The organism is Myxococcus sp. CA005 (assembly GCF_006518205.1).
Taxonomy (GTDB): domain Bacteria; phylum Myxococcota; class Myxococcia; order Myxococcales; family Myxococcaceae; genus Myxococcus; species Myxococcus xanthus.
Window position 1 is genome coordinate 24,380 of the sequence record NZ_SRLV01000031.1, and the last position, 15,884, is coordinate 40,263.

The window sequence follows — 15,884 nt, forward strand, 5'->3', positions numbered from 1 at the left end:
GGCCGCGGAGATTCGCACAGCTCACTTCCAACTACGAAGCCCGCATTTGAGGCCCGCTATGCTGAAGCTGTGGCGAGCTTTCAAGACGCATTGCAGGACAACCGGGTACCCGGGCGGCTGGGCGACGTGCGGCTGCGTTATGACGGCGGCCGGCTGGTGGGCGAATCCCTATCGCCGCCCTGGGAGCGGCGTGCCCTGCCAGGACTGCTCGTCGGCGTAGGACTGGGGTGCGCGGTGGGCGCCGCCGTCCTGGTGGGCGTCCGGGAAGGCACGACGGCGGCCTTCGCCCTGGGCCTGCTCGCGGCGGCCCTGGTGGGTCTGTCCCTCAAGTTGGAGTCCCGACTGGGCCGCCGGCGCTTCGTCCTGCACTTCCGCACCGAGTCCTTGCGGTTGGAGCAACTGGCCTGGTCACCGGGCGCTACCCGCGCGGCGGTGGTGCCCTTCGACGCGGTGCGGGCCGTCCATATGGTGGAGCGCCCCGGTCCCCGTTACGCGCTGGTGGTGGAGTACGCGCCAGAGAATGCGGAAGGCCCGCTGCGCCGCGCGGTGCTGGTGGAGGACATCCGCGCCTCCGAGACGCAGACGCTGCACCGCGTGTGGCGCATGCTCAGCAACGCCTTCGGACTCAGGGGGGCGGGGCTCGCCGGAGGGTGATTTCGATTTCCGTGCCCTCCCCTTGCGTGGAGGACAACCGGAGGCTGCCGCCGAACTGCGTGACGAGCTCCCGGCAGATGGACAGGCCCAGTCCGGTTCCCACGCCCACGGGCTTGGTGGTGAACATGGGCTGGAAGACGCGCTCCTGCTGCTCCATGGGAATGCCGCAGCCGTTGTCCGCCACCGTGAGCACCACGTCGTCGGGAGTCGTTGTCCACCGGACCTCGATGCGCCCGGGACGTCCCGTGGTGCCCATGGCCTGCGCCGCGTTGACGATGAGGTTGAGCAGCACCTGGCACAGCTTCACCGGGCCGAAGGTGACGCGCACGGGCTCGCCGTTGCTCGTCAGCCGCGCCCGCTCCCGCACCTCGGCGCGCGCCAGCTTCACCGCGAAGGACACCACTTCCGCGACGTCCGCCGTGGCCTCCAGGTCCTCACCGCGGGCCTGGGCTCGCAGCCCCAGCGCCACCTGCCGCAGGTGCTCGGCGCCGTCCGCCAGGTCCTTGATGAGGGCGGGCAGGTCCTCCACCGTCTCCGCCACGGCGGGCTCGGGGTCCGTCTGCAGGTGCCGCGACACGTACTGGATGACGCTGCCCAGGTCGCGCTGCAACGACGCCACGTTCTGCGACAGGTAGCCCACCGGCCCCATCAGCTCGTGGGCGATGCCCGCCGTCACCTGTCCCAGGGTGGCCAGGCGCTCGGACTTCAGCATGCGCCCTTCCACCTCGCGGATGCGCAGCTCCAGTCGGGCAATCTTGAGCGCGTCATCGAGCGCGGCCTGGAGCTCCGTCCGGTCCCACGGCTTGACGAAGTAGCGCGTCACCTGGCCGCGGTTGACGGCGTCGATGACGGCCTGCATGTCCGCGTAGGCCGTGACGAGCATGCGCTTGGCGTCCGGAGCAATCGTGCGCGCCCGCTCCAGCAGTTCCACGCCCGTCATGCCCGGCATCCGCTGGTCGGAGAGGATGACGCCAATCTCGCCCCTGCGCTGCTCCAGGAGCGCCAACGCCTCGCTGGGCGAGGAGCTGCGAAAGATGCGGAAGCGCTGCCCGAAGTTCGCGTCGAAGACCCGGAGGTTCAGCGCGTCATCGTCGACGTAGAGGACCGCGGGGAGTTCAGACGGGTTCATGACGCTCCTCCAGGCCAGCGTCCCATGAAGGGGGCCAGGCTGGTAGGGCCTAGGATAGCGCCTCACCCCCTTGGCGATCTGCTGGGTACCGCACGCACCACCAGGATAGGGCAAACGCCTGACGCGTCGCGCCTTCCGGAGAGCCCCTCTCCGTCCAGGGTCGTGTCAGCGCGAAGAAGCCGACTGTTGCGGAACCGTGGCCTCCAGGTCGCCTTCCAGCGCCCGGGCCACCGCATCCACGGAGCCGAAGCTGGCCCGGGGAAGCGAACCCAGGAGCGAGAGCACCAGGGCCGGGGCCTCGTTCTCACGGGCCACCCAGGTCAACTGCCGCGCGGACAGCGGAAAGACGGCGCCGTCGAGCGCCTTGTGCAGCGATTCCGCCAGCGGCAGCGGCGGGCCTACGCGCGACTCCAACTCCGACACACCCTGGGCAAGCCGTTCGCGTGTCATGTCGTCGTTCATTGGAAGCAAGTTAAGCAGCGAACGCCCACGGCCGCCGACCTTTTTTCGCGCTCGTGGAGCAGGCAGGGGGACAAGCCGTGCAACCCGCTTGTGGGTGGTCAGCACGCGGCACACGTCCCACCGTTACCGCCACGAAGTGTGCCGGATGGCACCTGCTTGGGAGGACACACCATGGTGGACAGCAAGGGTAAATCCGAGGAGACGAAGCACAACGCAGTTGGAGACAACGGTTATGCGGAGCGCATCGAGCATGTGGAGGGCACGCACCCAGAGCCCTGGCCCGGCATCCGCGGTCGCTCGGACGATGAGGAGAACGAGCTGCCGACCGGAACGTCTCGCGAGCGCCAGGCAAGCGTGACGCAGACTCAACGCAAGCTGGAGCAGGAGGCGCACGGCCGCAAAGAGCCGACGCGCAAGTAACAAGGGTCCATCCGGGCGCTGCCCCGCCCGCGCGCGCCCCAGGACGGGCACACGGAGCGGGGCAACCGGACGGCCTAGAACAGCAGCCGCGTGGGGTGCTCAAGCAGCCCGCGCAGCTCGCGCAGGAACTCGGCGCCAATGGCACCGTCGATGACGCGGTGATCGCACGACAGCGTCGCCGTCATCATCTTCCGGACCGCCAGCTGACCATCGCGCACCACCGCCTTCTCGGAGACGGCACCCACCGCGAGGATGGAGGCCTGCGGCGGGTTGATGACGGCGACGAACTGGTCGATGCCGTACATGCCCAGGTTGCTGACGGTGATGGAGCCGCCGGTGTACTCCTCCGGCTTGAGGGCACGCTTGCGAGCGCGCTCCGCCAGCTCACGCACGCCCGACGCGATGGCCTGCAGGCCCTTCTGGTCCGCATCCCGGAGGATGGGCGTGATGAGGCCTTCCTCCAGCGCCACCGCGATGCCCACATCCACACTGTGGAACTGGACGACCTTGTCGCCCTGCAGCGAGACGTTGATCTTCGGGTAACGGCGCACCGCCATGGCCACGGCCTTCACGATGAGGTCGTTGACGGAGACCTTGAGGTCCATCGCCTTCGCCTCTTCGCGCACCTTCGACGCCGCCTCCATGTCCACCTCGATGGTGAGGTAGAAGTGAGGCACGCCGGGCTTCACCTCCGTCATCCGCTGCGCGATGACCTTGCGCATGGACGAGAGGGGGAGCACGGTCGGCTCGGGACGCACGCCCGGAGCGGGCTGCGCGGCCGGGGCCTTCTTCGCGGCAGGAACCGCCGCCGGTCCACGCGCGAGCGCCTCCTCGATGTCGCGCTTCACCACGCGGCCAGACGGACCGGAGCCACTCACCTGGGTGAGGTCCAGACCCTTCTCGCGCGCGATTCTCTTCGCCACGGGGCTGGCGCGGAGACGCCGGCCACCCGCCTGGGCCGGAGCCGCCGCGGGCTTCGCTGCCGCCGGCTTCTCGGGAGCCGGAGCAGGCGGCTTGGGCTGCGCCGCCGGAGCGGCCGGGGCCGCCTTGGCGCCCTTCGCGGTGAGGTACGCGATGGGTGCCCCTACCTTCGCCATCTGGTTCTCTCCGACGACGATCTCCGCCAGGGTGCCGTTGTCGTAGGCCTCGATTTCGAGGTTGGACTTGTCTGTCTCCACCTCGGCCACGGCATCGCCGGAGGACACCTTGTCCCCCTGCTTCTTGAGCCACTTGACGATCTTCCCCTCCGTCATCGTCGGGGACAGGCTCGGCATCTGGATGGCGATGCGGTTGTCGCCGCCGCCCGACGATGCGGGCTTCGCGGCGGCCTGCGGCGCGGGGGCCGCGGGTGCCGGCTGGGGCTTCTGCTCAGGAGGCGCGGCGGCGGGCGCGACCTGCTTGCCGGCCCCCACCTTCTCACCCTTCGCACCGATATAGGCGATGGGCGCGCCCACCTTGGCCATCTCGCCCTCGCCGACGAGCACCTGCAGCAGGTACCCGTCGTCGTAGGCCTCGATTTCGAGGTTGGACTTGTCCGTCTCCACCTCGGCCACGGCATCGCCGGAGGACACCTTGTCCCCTTGCTTCTTGAGCCACTTGACGATCTTCCCCTCCGTCATCGTCGGGGACAGGCTCGGCATCTGGATGGGAATGGCCATACGCGTTCAAGCTCCCTCGCGGTACAGCACCTTCTTCACCGCGGCGATGATCTTCGGTGCGTCCGGCTGGGTCGCGTTCTCCAGGTTCGCTGCATAGGACATGTTGACGTCCAGGCCCGTGACGCGCTCCACCGGCGCGTCCAGGTCGTCGAACGCCTTGGACTGGATGATATCCACCACGGACGCGCCCACGCCGGCGAGCGCCCAGCCCTCCTCCACGATGACGGCGCGGTTCGTCTTGCGCACGCTCGCCAGGATGGCCTCCTCATCCAGGGGCCGCAGCGTGCGCAGGTCCAGGACCTCCACGCTGATGCCCTCCTTCGCCAACTCCTCAGCCGCCTGCATGCAGAAGTAATACATGCGGCTCCAGGTGATGATGGTGACGTCGGAGCCCTCGCGCTTCACGTCCGCCTTGCCGAGCGGCACGACGTGCTCGCCCTCCGGCACCTCACCCTTGATGGCGTAGAGCCGCTCGCCCTCGAACATGAGCACCGGGTTCTCGTCCCGGATGGCAGCCTTGAGCATGCCCTTGGCATCCGCGGGCGTGGCGGGCGCAATCACCTTCAAGCCCGGGAAGTGCGCGTAGTTGGCCTCCAGCGCCTGGCTGTGCTGGCTGGACAACCGGCCGCCAGCGCCGCCCGGACCGCGGAACACGATGGGGCAGCGCAGCTGGCCACCGGACATGTGCCGCAGCTTGGCCGCGTTGTTGACGATCTGGTCCATCGCGAGAATCGCGAAGTTCCAGGTCATCATCTCCACCACGGGGCGCAAGCCCACCATGGCCGCGCCCACGCTCAGGCCGGTGAAGCCCAGCTCGGCGATGGGCGCGTCGATGATGCGCGCGCTCCCGAACTTGTCCAGCAGTCCCTGCGACACCTTGAAGGCGCCGTTGTAACGGCCCACTTCCTCGCCAATCAGATAGACGTTGGCGTCGCGTTCCATTTCCTCGGCGAGCGCTTGGTTCAGCGCCTCGCGGTACATCAACTCGGGCATCGTCGGCTCCGACTCGAACTCGAAAAAGGGTTGGTAGACAGGTCAGCGCGCGCCTAGCGGATGAGGCCCGCCTTCTTGTCGGCCGCCTCGGCCTGCTCGCGCGGCTCCAGGTCCCACGTCACCTTCAGCTCCTGGCCACTGGGGTACGTCGGCCAGTTCACCTTCTGCCCCAGCACGCGCTCGCGGGGGCGCACGTCCTCCTCGCCCTCCTCCACGATGGTGTCGCGCCACAGTTCGTCCAGGCTGGGCTCGGGCGACTCGTCGGCGAACTTCACTGCCTGGTCCACCTGCGCATTGACCTCCGCTTCGATGGACTCGAAGACGTCGTCCTGGGCCAGCCCCTGCTTCAGGATGTAGGCGCGCAGCTTCGGAATCGGGTCGCCCTTGCGCTCATCCTCCACCTCCTGCTTGGTGCGATAGGTGGCGGGGTCGGCCATCGAGTGGCCGCGGAAGCGGTACGTGTTGGCCTCCAGCAGCACGGGGCCCTTGCCGGCGCGGCAGTACTCGGCGGCGTCCTTGACGGCCTCGTACATGGCCAGCACGTCCATGCCATCCACCGGCTCGCCGCGCATGTCGTAGGCGCTGGCGCGCTTGTAGATCTCCGGCACCGCCGCGATGCGGGAAATGGCCGTGCCCATCCCGTAACGGTTGTTCTCGCAGATGTAGATGACAGGGAGCTTCCACTTGGACGCCATGTTGAACGTCTCGTGGAGGGCGCCCTGGCTGGCCGCCGCGTCGCCGAAGTAGCAGACGGTGACGCGGTCCTCGTTGCGATAACGGCTCGCGAAGGCCATGCCCGCCGCCAGGGGAATCTGGCCGCCGACGATGCCGTAGCCGCCGTAGAAGTGATGCTCGATGTCGAAGATGTGCATCGAGCCGCCCTTGCCCTTGCTGTAGCCGGTGTCCCGGCCCATCAGCTCGGCCATGACCATGCCCGCGTCGCTGCCACGGGCCAGCGGCTGGCCGTGGTCACGATACGCACTGAGCATGTAGTCATCCGGTCGCAGGGCCTCCACCGGTCCCACCGCCACGGCCTCCTGGCCGATGTAGAGGTGGCAGAAACCGGCAATCTTCCCCAGCGTGTACTGCTGACCCGCGCGCTCCTCGAAGCGACGGATGAGGTACATCTTCCGGTACATGTCCAACAGCAGTTCTTTTGAGTACGGGCTGGCCACTGCGGAATGCCTCCATGCTGGCCGCCCACGGAACTCCCGGGGCGGCAAACGCCGAGCGACTCAATAGCCGCGCGGCAGTGGGACTTCAAAGCCTTTCAAGCCCCGTCCACGCCACGTCTGTTTCAGGCGCGGTGCGTCAGGAACCCAGCGCGAAGTGCGGGACGGAAATGACGCCATCCAGCAACTCCACCGGCCGGCCCGAATGGTCCGTGGCCAGGTGAATGACGGTGGCCTCTGGAAACTTCCGCCGGTAGTCGTTCGCGTGCGTGGGCTCATTGTCAAACGCAGCCACCACGCTCCCCAGGCGGCCCAGCCGCGCGTGCGCCTCCCGCTTGAAGGCGTCGTCGTCCTCGGCCAGCGTGGGCTTCATCACGAGGAGCACCCGGTCGTCATCCGGCAGCACCAGGCCGTGACGGCGCATGCAGGAGACGGAGCCTTCCCGCATGGCCTCATGGCGGCCCGTGACGTAGACGAGCCTCGCGCCGGTGGCCACCACCTCGTGGGTGAAGCTGGCCGCGCCGTCGATGGCCTCGTCGTCCACGCAGTAGTCGCTGGTGAAGAAGCGCTCGGCCCAGAAGCGGCGGGCTTCGGCGAAGTGGGACTCCACCAGGGCGTCCTCCAGGCCGCAGGCGCGCATGGCCTCCTTCATGTCCCAGCCCGTCACCCAGTGGTGCGGCTCGCAGGCGGCCAGCACGGCCAGCGAGCGGGCGGCACCATACTCACGGAGGATGCGGGCCTGCCGGGGCCGGTTGTCGAACAGGGTGGAGTCCAGGTCGAACGCCAGCACGGCGGAGGAGCCCTGGGAGCGGGCGCGCTCCAGGATGGAACGCAGGGTGTCACGCCAGTCGTCGCGAATACGCTTCTTGAAGTCGTCGTAAGCCATGTGCGCCGGGGAGATTACCCCCGCGCGCGCCAGGGCGCCGCCGAAACCTCCACCAGGGCTGACATGCGCCCCCCTGCCTGGAGCGTCGGGCCCGCTTCAGGCCGCGGCCTTCCACCCCGAACGGCTGGGCGGCATTCCGGGGCCGGGGTCCGTGAAGCGCTGCATGCGCTGGATGCCGTTGCGGTCCAGCACCAGCCGCACGAACTGGACGGAGTCCTGGCTGCGGTCCGTCTCCTCCTCCACCACCGTGAAGCGGAACACCATGTCCACCGGGTAGCGCTTGGTGCCGCGGATGTGGCCCACGGACAGGTCCGCCAGGTCCACGTACTCCAGCGCCAGCTCCGGCTCGTCCATGTCGCGCAGGAAGCGCTCGACGTTGAGGCGGAGGATGTCCGTCACGCCTGTCAGGCCGCGCTGCGTGCGCGGCAGGTGCCGGGCATCCAGGACAATCTGCTTCTGGTAGCGAATGACCGTCTCCGACAGCTCGCCCTGCGTCGCGGTGAGGAAGTCATCGCGCTGGCGCAGCGCCGCCACCGTGTCTGGAACCTTCAGCGAGGGCCCGTAGTCCACCCGCTCCTCACACGCGCCAATGACGCGCCCGGTGACGGGGTCCACCAGGTCCGTGGTCCGGTCCGCCAGGTGCATGGCCGCTACCCGGCTGAGCATCCGGCGCAGGCCCTCCTTGATGCGGTCCTTCACCATGTACCCCACCACGAGGATGAGGAAGAAGTTGAGGCTGGCCTGCGCGTAGCGCTCTTGCGCCCAGAAGGCCACCGCGGTGGCGACCGTCATCGCGATGCCCGCGGCCAGCGCGAAGAGCATCTCCTCCCAGCCCTGCCGCTTCTGCCGCCGCTTCGACGACAGGAACAGCACGTTCATGCAGAACTTCTTCAGGAAGCCCAGCCGAAGGATGTACTCCTCGTTGTCCCCCGTGGGACTGAGCACGCTGCGCAGCCGGTGCTCCTTGCGGTACGCCTCCTCCCGCAGCACCGCCTCCATCAGCCCCTTGCGCAGCCCATGCCACGGCTCGCCGCGGGGCAGCGACTTCATGTCCGCCACCGAGCGCCGAAAGCCGCCCTCCACCAGCAGGCTGACGTATTCGTCCACCAGCCGCAGCGACGCCCGCGAGCGCTCCTGCAGGTGCAGCTCCCCCACCGCGCGCAGCCACACGCGGAAGCGCGCCAGCACCTGCGTCACACCCGCCTGCATGGCCAGGATCTCGGACTCCAGCACCGCGCACGCGTCCGTGGTCAGCGCCGCGGGGCCCTCGCACCGCGACTCCACCCCGGTGGCGAAGCGGCGCAGCGCACCGCGCAGCACGCAGGAGAGGAGCTTGGCCTGGTACACGACGTCCTTCTCGGACCCCATCCCCGTGCGCAGCCACGCCTCCAAGCGCACCAGCGGCGAGGTGTCCGAGTTCAGCAGCTCGTTCACCGCCATCACCGGCGTCTTGAAGCGCACGTAGTTGTGGATGTCCGCGTAGAAGTCCGCCCGCGGGTACGTCTCCGCGTCGATGTTCAGGCTCCCCGGCAGGAAGAGATACGCCTCGACGAGGTAGCGCGTCTCATCCGCCCCGGAGGGCTGATACTCGAGCTTGATCTCAAACTGCTTCCGGTCGTGGACCTCGAAGCGGCTCTGCAGGGGTGCGGGTGACTGGGACACACCTGGAGTCTACGCTACATCCCTGTCACGCGGGAGTGACCCCAACGTCACACATCGTTGGGGCCACATGGATATCACCCGCCAGTACCGGTCCGATTCGCTGGCGCCTCCGAGGGCACCGGCAGGGTGGCCGGCACAGGCGTGGACTTCGGCTGGGGCCGGGCGTTCCACACCTGGGTGGCCAGCAGCAGCCCGAGGAAGGACAGCGGCAGCATGGCGTAGGGCCAGTTGCCCCAGTTGGCGGCGGTCTTCGCCTCGTCACCCATCGGCAGGATGGAACCCAGCAGGATGGACTGCAGCGCGGTGCCCGCGTACACGGCGCCGTCGATGATGCCAACAGCGAGGCCGGCGTTCTTCTTCCCGCCGAAGTCCATGCTGGCCGTGCCGGACAGCATGCCGTGCACGCCGATGACACACAGGGACATGAAGATGACCGTCCAGCCCAGGGCCACGCTCTCCAGGACGAACACGGAGATGACGGCGCCCACCGACATGCCGGCGTAGAGCACGGCGGACACGGGGCCGCGGCGTGAGTCGAAGACGCGGTCGCTGATGACGCCGGCGAACATGCCGCCGGTGATGCCCGCCACGCACAGCAGCATGCCCCAGTTGGCCGCGACGAACGTTTCGCCAAGGCCCGTCGCCTTCGCGAACTTGGGGTACCACTGCATGATGGCGTTGCGCATGAAGCCGCTGCAGAACTCGATGCAGAGGATGATGATGATGGCGCGGTTGGTCAGCATGCGCTTCAGCACGCCCGCCACCCCCAACTGCGGCCCCGTCTCTCCGGAGGACGCGTCCGCGGTGTCGAAGTCCGGATGGCCCGCGTGGCTGGGCGTGTCGCGGATGACGAAGTAGTCCACCACCAGGAACACGGCGAGGATGGCCGCGGGCACGAAGAACGCCCAGTACGTGGGCGCCGCCTTCACGATGAGCCGGCTCCAGTCGTAGGCGAAGTAGATGCCCAGCGAGATGAGGATGCCGAACACGCCGCCCAGCAGGCCGCGCTCGCGCACGTGGAACCAGGCCGCGTTCACCTTGACGATGGAGACCGCGCCGAAGCTCTGGAAGTACATGTTGACGGCGTAGAGGAACGACAGCGTCGCCACCAGGCCGCCCGGCGGCGCCCAGTTGTGCGTCAGCACCGCGTACACCACGCCGCCCATGGCCACGTTCGCCACCGCCGAACCCGCGGCCGCCATCAGGATGGTCTTCCGGCCGCCCAGCTTGTCCGTCAGCGGGCCGTTGAGGAGGAAGGCCACGCCGTAGACGGCGGTGCCCCACGCGAAGATGGTGCCGAAGTCCGCGTTGGAGGTGCGGTCCCCCATGGCGCTGGTGGCCACGTTGAGGTTGTAGCGCCCCATGTAGAGGAACGCGTACGTCATGCCCAACGGGAACCAGTTGAAGAACCGGCGGCGCTTGAATGCCTCCGAGTGTCCCAGCTCCACCTTGGGCAGGCGCGTGAGGACGAGGCCGATGGCCCCCAGGAGGATGAGGATGGGCAGGAACTGGGCCAGCCAGGGGGGCAGCGACGACATGCAGCGACCTCTGCGGTGGATTGCGGAACGCCGCGCACCCTACCCCGGCACGCGGCCGTGCGAAAACAATGCACGCCCTTCAGGGCTGCAGGGCGAGCAGCCGCGTCAACGCGACTTCCGTCTTCGCATCCGGGATGTCACCGCGCCGGCACGCGTCCAACACGTCCTGGATGGGACGCCAGTGCAACTGCGTGCCCTCCTCCAGAGGCGAACCATCCCCTTCGGGCTCCTCGGGTGACAGGTCGGTGACGTCCACCGCGGCGGGAAACACCTTTTCGGACAGGATGCCCGGCGCCAGGAAGAAGGCGCCGCCCAACAGCCGGATGTCCTCCGGCTTCACGTTGAACCCGGCCTCCTCATGCACCTCTGCCGCGGCGCGGCGACGCAGGCCGTCCTCGCCCTTGTCCTCCGGCTCCAGCAGTCCCGCGACAATTTCTTCCACGCGCAAGTAGCCAGACGCAGGGTCTGGAACGGTCATCGCGTCACGGCTGTCCTTCCGGAAATACGCCGCGGGCCGGAGGTTCATCCGCGTCAGGACCTCCAGACCTGACGCGCCGCGGCGATAGACGAGCACCGCCACCGCGTCCAACCGGGGCCGGTCCACCACGTCCACGCGGTATACGGGAGAGGAAGAACCGTCCGCGCGCCGGTTGCGGCAGCGCAGCCGCCGAACCCTGAGAAAGCCCTCGTCGCATCTCGCGGTAGACGAGAAATCCTCGATGATCTCGATGTCAGTCACACTGGAATGACGCTGCCGCATGTCCGCCTGCTCTCCTGTGGGGTAGGAACGCCGATGGCAGGAACCTGGCCCGCCATGGTGGCGTTGCTTGCCCGACAAAGCTTGATCCCGTACCTTGCGCCCGCTTTACCGCTGTCTCCCTCCCGAAACACGGAATTCTCTTGATGCGTCGCCTCCTGCTCGGCCTCTGCTGCGCCCTGGCATCTGCTTCGTGCATGCCGGTGCTGGAAGGCCAGGACTACAACCTCGAGGGGCAGGAGGTGCGTCTGACGCTCCTTCATACCTCGGACATCCATTCGCGCCTCATCCCCTATGACTTCACGCCGTTGAAGACGGACGTGGACCTGGGGACCATCCCGGAAGCGGGTCCCTTCGGCGGCGCCACGCGCATGGGGGCGTTGCTCAAGCGCGAGCGCTCCCAGGGCGAGCGTGTGCTGCACGTGGACTCGGGCGACTGCTTCCAGGGCGCGCCCATCTTCAACCTCAACACCGGCGAGGTGGAGTTCAAGTTCCTCTCCGAAGCGCGGCTCGACGCGGCCGTCGTGGGCAACCACGAGTTCGACGCGGGCCTCCTCAACTTCACCCAGATGGCGCAGCAGCACGCGATGTTCCCGCTGCTGGCGGCCAACTACTTCTGGGACGACTGGCGGGCGAACGGCAACCACCAGACGGCCCTGGAAGTGGAGCCGTACACCATCCGCAACGTGAAGGGCCTCCGGGTGGCCATCATCGGCATGGCCAACATCTCCTCGCTCAACTCCATCGTCGAAGGTGGCAACAGCCTCCAGGTGACGCCACTGGAGCAGAACGAGGTGGCGCGCGCCTACGTGGACCTGCTGCGCCCCGTCACCGACCTCATCGTGCTGGTCAGCCACCTGGGGCTCCATGAGGACCAGGACGTCATCCAGGGCTACGAGGCCTATTACGAGTACTCCCGCGCCAAGGCCTACGTGCAGCGCCAGAAGGCCCCCTGGCAGGTGCTGGAGTGGTTCGGCCCCGAAGGGGACGACAAGTCCGTGGTGCGCGTGCGCATCCCCGGCGTGGTGGGCGTGGACGCGGTGATGGGTGGCCACCTGCACGTCGTGCTCAACCCGCCGCAGCTGCTCACCGACCCCGCGGGCCGCAAGGTGGTGCTCGCGCACTCTGGCGCCTTCGCCAAGTACGTGGGCCGGCTGGAGCTGGTGGTGAAGATGCCCGAGGTGCTCGGCACCGGTGAGGGCGGCGAAATCATCAGCCAGGACTACCGCGTGTTCCCCATGGACGCCCTGTGGTGCGACGACGCCATGCGCCGCTTCCGCCACGACAACAGCGTGTTCTGGGAGGAGGGCCAGTTCCTCCGCGACGAGCGAGTCCGTCAGGCCATCCAGGCGTGCAAGAACCAGGAGGACCGGATGACCACGCATCTGCTCCAGCCGTACATCCTGGGCATGGACTTCAACTTCCAGCTGACGTCCATCTTCTCCTACGCGCCGCGCGACGTGCAGCGCCGCAACAACTCCACGGGTGGTGACTCGCCGCTGGGCAACATCGCCGCGGACTCCATGCGCAAGCGCCGCCGCGTCGAGGCGGAGATGGCGCTCACCAACTCGCTGGGCATCCGCGACAACCTCTACGCGGGCGTGGTGAGCCAGGAGTCGATGTTCAACGTGTTCCCGTTCGAGAACACCATCAACATCATGTACCTCTCCGGCAAGGAGATGCAGGAGATGTTCGACTTCGTCACCGAGCGCTCCGCGGAGCGCGGCTGCGTCAGCCAGGCGCAGATCTCCGGCGCCCGCTTCACCATGGACTGCGCCCAGGTGCAGGTGAACGACCTGCAGACCCCCTGCAACCCGGAGCTCAACGGCACGGACTGCCCCAACCAGGACCGTCAGGGTCACGCGCCGTGGCAGTGCCTGGTGGACCAGAGCAGCGACTCCAGCGTGGGCCGCTGCTACGCGCACCCGGGCACCAACATCCAGATCAACGGCAAGCCGCTGGACATCACCGGCACCTACAAGATCGCCGTCAACGACTACATCGCCAAGGGTGGCTCGGGCTTCAACGTCCTCAAGCGCAACACCACCCGCATCGAGACGGGCATCTCGCTGCGCGACTCGCTCATCGGCTACATGCAGGGCTTCTGCACCTGCGAGGACATCCTCGCGGGCCGCGAGACGTCCAAATCGGGCCACTACTGCGGCAACCTCGTCAACGGCCGCTGGACGGTGAACGAACAGGTGGTGGGCTCCTGCCGCGCCGCTGCCGACTTCAAGGCCGCGCTGGACAAGCAGGTGGGCAGCTGTGACTGCAAGGATCTGCTGTCGCTCCCCTCGGACGCCGCGGAGCGCTGCGGCGTGCCGGGCCTGACGGCCGAGGATATCCAGAGCCAGTGCGACGTGCCGGAGGGTCCGTACACAGGCCGCTGCAGCTGCCGGGATGTGCTGGCGGGCAACAACCCCATCTGCGGCACAGTGACGAACCAGCTGCGGAACTTCTGTGAGAACCCCACCTCCGTGTCCATCGCGGACGCGGTTGAGGATTCCCGTATCGGCCGGAGGGTGAAGTAAATGAAGCGCCTGCTCTTCCTGTCGGCCCTGGCGGCGGCCGGCTGTTACACCCAAGAAACGCCGCAGCCTGATGGCGTCGCCTCGTTCCGGGTCAACCTCACGGGCATCTACACCGGCGGCACGCGTACCCCGCTGCCGGTGGTGAATGAGTGCGCCACCGCGCACGGCGGCCAGGACAAGGTGCCGCTGGAGGTTCGCGGCACGGCGGACTGCCGGCTGACCATGCCCCGGACGCCGGTGGACTTCGACGTGGAGATCCTCGCCCTGGACGCGAAGGGCCAGCCCATGGAGTCGTTCAACGGGCCGGTGTCCTTCCGCACGGTGCCGGGCAACCTGATGGGCGAGTACCGCTACCGCTGGACCCAGCTCACTAACGGCCGGGGCACCGGCACGGTGCGCTCCGGCCAGCTCTACGGCGACGCCCACGTCTGGGTGCAGGACGAGCCGCCCCAGGTGGATTACGCCGACGGGCAGGTCATCCCCGGCGAGCTGCCCCAGGAGCCGGCGACGCGCACGAACGCCACCGGCCTGTCGCGGATGATGAAGTTCGAGGAGCCGACCATCTCCACGGTCCAGGTTCCGCAGAACAGCGATCAGCTCACCGCTTATGCCGGGACGTACATGCGCATCGGGCGCAACCCGGAGGCCGGCCCACCGCTGCTGCAGAACTGCGCCGAGGGCGACCCGAACGACAAGCAGCCGGTGACGCTGCTGGTGACGGGCACGGACCCGGGCGGCTTCTTCGTCACGGACATGACGGCCTGCCGCGTGGGCGAGAACAGCGTCCCGGGCGCCAACATCCAGACGGGTGAGCCGGACGGCTACTATCCCGGCCGCTTCAACTCGCTCTACGTCTACAACTACTCCTTCCCCGAAGGGCTCGACCCGGGCGACCTGCTGTGGTCGGTGTCCGGCTCCGTGCAGGAGTTCACCGCCACCACGCAGCTCACCTTCCCCGCCTGGACGACGCGCGAGCGCGTCCGGCTGCTGCCCCAGTCGGAGTGGGACAAGTACCTGAAGCTGAACCCGCCGGTGGAGATCAACGGCCGGCTGTGCGGCTACAGCGGTTCGCTCTACATGACGGACCCGCTGTGCGGTTACAGCTACGGCAACTACAAGATGGAGAGCCTGGAGTCGTCACTGGTGAAGCTCAGCCGGGTGAAGTTCCCGCGCGTCTTCCACAACTGTGACGCCAACGGCAACGGCAACGTCCCCTTCTTCTGTCCCAATACCCGCGCGGGGACGTGGGGAAGCTGCGGCACGGACAACCCGAACGATCCGGACATCGCCGAGCGGCAGTGCAACATCGACTGCACCATGGGCATTGGCCAGTTCGCGGGGGTCCACTGCGCCGAGCGCAACACGTACAACGGCTTCGGCCAGTTCGTCGTGGAGATGAACCCCACCGGCGCCGCCTCGGCGGGCCTGGACGAATCCGTCCCCGGGCGCATCCAGACCTTCACCGCCTCCGTCAACGCGGACCCCACCATCGTCAACTGGGCCCAGTCGGACACGTTCAGCAGGGATCAGCGCGTCAACGTGTCCTGCGACAAGGCGGCCAACGTGCGCTTCGGCGCCAACGGCACGCCGGTGGCGCTGACGGCCCAGACTCCGCTGCAGCACACCATGGCCGCGGGTGAGGGCGTCGTGTACGCCTCCGTCCAGAACCGCGAGGATGGCACCCTCACCTGCAAGGTGGCGGCGGACGCGCGCACGCGCATCAACCTGGTCACCAAGGACGCGGTGCCGGACCTGGTTCCCGACTGCCGCGAGGATGACCCGAACGCGGAGGCGGCCCAGCAGTGCCGCAATCTGCATGCGGCCACCTTCGACGTCGTGGGCCACCTGCGGCAGGTGAGCGCCGCCCGCCCTCGGTGGAACGTGCTGCCTCGCGACGTGGACGACATCTGCTGCTACCCCGGCCCGGGCATGGAGTGCCCGCGACCGATCCGACCTTGCGTCAATCCGTAGTCTTCTGATGATTCTCGCGACCCGGTGACGGGAAGCAGGGAGGAGCGGTCC

The 15,884-nt window shown here is 68.0% G+C and carries 13 protein-coding genes; 4 read left to right on the forward strand and 9 right to left on the reverse strand.

Translation table 11 applies throughout. The features are described from left to right. Window positions 1–69: 69 nt before the first annotated feature. Window positions 70–654, forward strand: coding sequence for a hypothetical protein (locus FMQ63_RS15980; RefSeq protein ID WP_020480715.1), 585 nt, complete (start codon window positions 70–72; stop codon window positions 652–654). Here FMQ63_RS15980 and FMQ63_RS15985 read toward each other — a convergent pair. After that, window positions 626–1,783 carry a sensor histidine kinase gene (locus tag FMQ63_RS15985; protein ID WP_011552740.1) on the reverse strand — a complete coding sequence of 386 codons (1,158 nt, stop codon included), beginning with the start codon at window positions 1,781–1,783 and terminating at the stop codon, window positions 626–628. The genes FMQ63_RS15980 and FMQ63_RS15985 overlap by 29 nt on opposite strands. A 165-nt stretch (window positions 1,784–1,948) precedes the next feature. Continuing rightward, window positions 1,949–2,233 (reverse strand): DUF2795 domain-containing protein, encoded by a 285-nt coding sequence (locus FMQ63_RS15990; protein WP_020477651.1) that lies wholly within the window; start codon window positions 2,231–2,233, stop codon window positions 1,949–1,951. A gap of 183 nt (window positions 2,234–2,416) precedes the next feature. Here FMQ63_RS15990 and FMQ63_RS15995 point away from each other — a divergent pair, with 183 nt between their 5' ends. Then, window positions 2,417–2,665: a hypothetical protein gene (locus FMQ63_RS15995; protein ID WP_020477650.1), complete on the forward strand. Its 249-nt coding sequence runs from the start codon at window positions 2,417–2,419 to the stop codon at window positions 2,663–2,665. Window positions 2,666–2,739: 74 nt separating this feature from the next. Here the strand turns inward: FMQ63_RS15995 and FMQ63_RS16000 are convergent, their stop codons facing one another. The 7 genes from FMQ63_RS16000 to FMQ63_RS16030 form a co-directional block, all read right to left on the reverse strand. After that, entirely contained in the window at window positions 2,740–4,323 is a 1,584-nt protein-coding gene (locus tag FMQ63_RS16000; RefSeq protein ID WP_011552738.1) for a pyruvate dehydrogenase complex dihydrolipoamide acetyltransferase, read from the reverse strand. Between the two features lie 6 nt (window positions 4,324–4,329). After that, window positions 4,330–5,316, reverse strand: coding sequence for a pyruvate dehydrogenase complex E1 component subunit beta (locus FMQ63_RS16005; RefSeq protein ID WP_011552737.1), 987 nt, complete (start codon window positions 5,314–5,316; stop codon window positions 4,330–4,332). Between the two features lie 53 nt (window positions 5,317–5,369). After that, window positions 5,370–6,491, reverse strand: coding sequence for a pyruvate dehydrogenase (acetyl-transferring) E1 component subunit alpha (pdhA, locus tag FMQ63_RS16010; protein ID WP_026113962.1), 1,122 nt, complete (start codon window positions 6,489–6,491; stop codon window positions 5,370–5,372). Window positions 6,492–6,627: 136 nt separating this feature from the next. Then, on the reverse strand, window positions 6,628–7,374 hold the full coding sequence (locus tag FMQ63_RS16015; protein WP_011552735.1) for a hypothetical protein: 747 nt from the start codon (window positions 7,372–7,374) through the stop codon (window positions 6,628–6,630). 96 nt (window positions 7,375–7,470) lie between these two features. Beyond that, on the reverse strand, window positions 7,471–9,036 hold the full coding sequence (locus FMQ63_RS16020) for a hypothetical protein (protein ID WP_011552734.1): 1,566 nt from the start codon (window positions 9,034–9,036) through the stop codon (window positions 7,471–7,473). A 74-nt stretch (window positions 9,037–9,110) separates the two neighbouring features. Then, on the reverse strand, window positions 9,111–10,574 hold the full coding sequence (locus FMQ63_RS16025; RefSeq protein WP_011552733.1) for an MFS transporter: 1,464 nt from the start codon (window positions 10,572–10,574) through the stop codon (window positions 9,111–9,113). A 79-nt stretch (window positions 10,575–10,653) separates the two neighbouring features. Further along, window positions 10,654–11,334 carry an NUDIX hydrolase gene (locus tag FMQ63_RS16030; RefSeq protein ID WP_011552732.1) on the reverse strand — a complete coding sequence of 227 codons (681 nt, stop codon included), beginning with the start codon at window positions 11,332–11,334 and terminating at the stop codon, window positions 10,654–10,656. A 143-nt stretch (window positions 11,335–11,477) separates the two neighbouring features. Here FMQ63_RS16030 and FMQ63_RS16035 point away from each other — a divergent pair, with 143 nt between their 5' ends. Next, a complete protein-coding gene (locus FMQ63_RS16035) occupies window positions 11,478–13,862 on the forward strand; it encodes a bifunctional UDP-sugar hydrolase/5'-nucleotidase (protein ID WP_011552731.1) in 2,385 nt (794 codons plus the stop codon). Then, on the forward strand, window positions 13,863–15,833 hold the full coding sequence (locus tag FMQ63_RS16040) for a hypothetical protein (RefSeq protein WP_011552730.1): 1,971 nt from the start codon (window positions 13,863–13,865) through the stop codon (window positions 15,831–15,833). Window positions 15,834–15,884 lie beyond the last annotated feature (51 nt).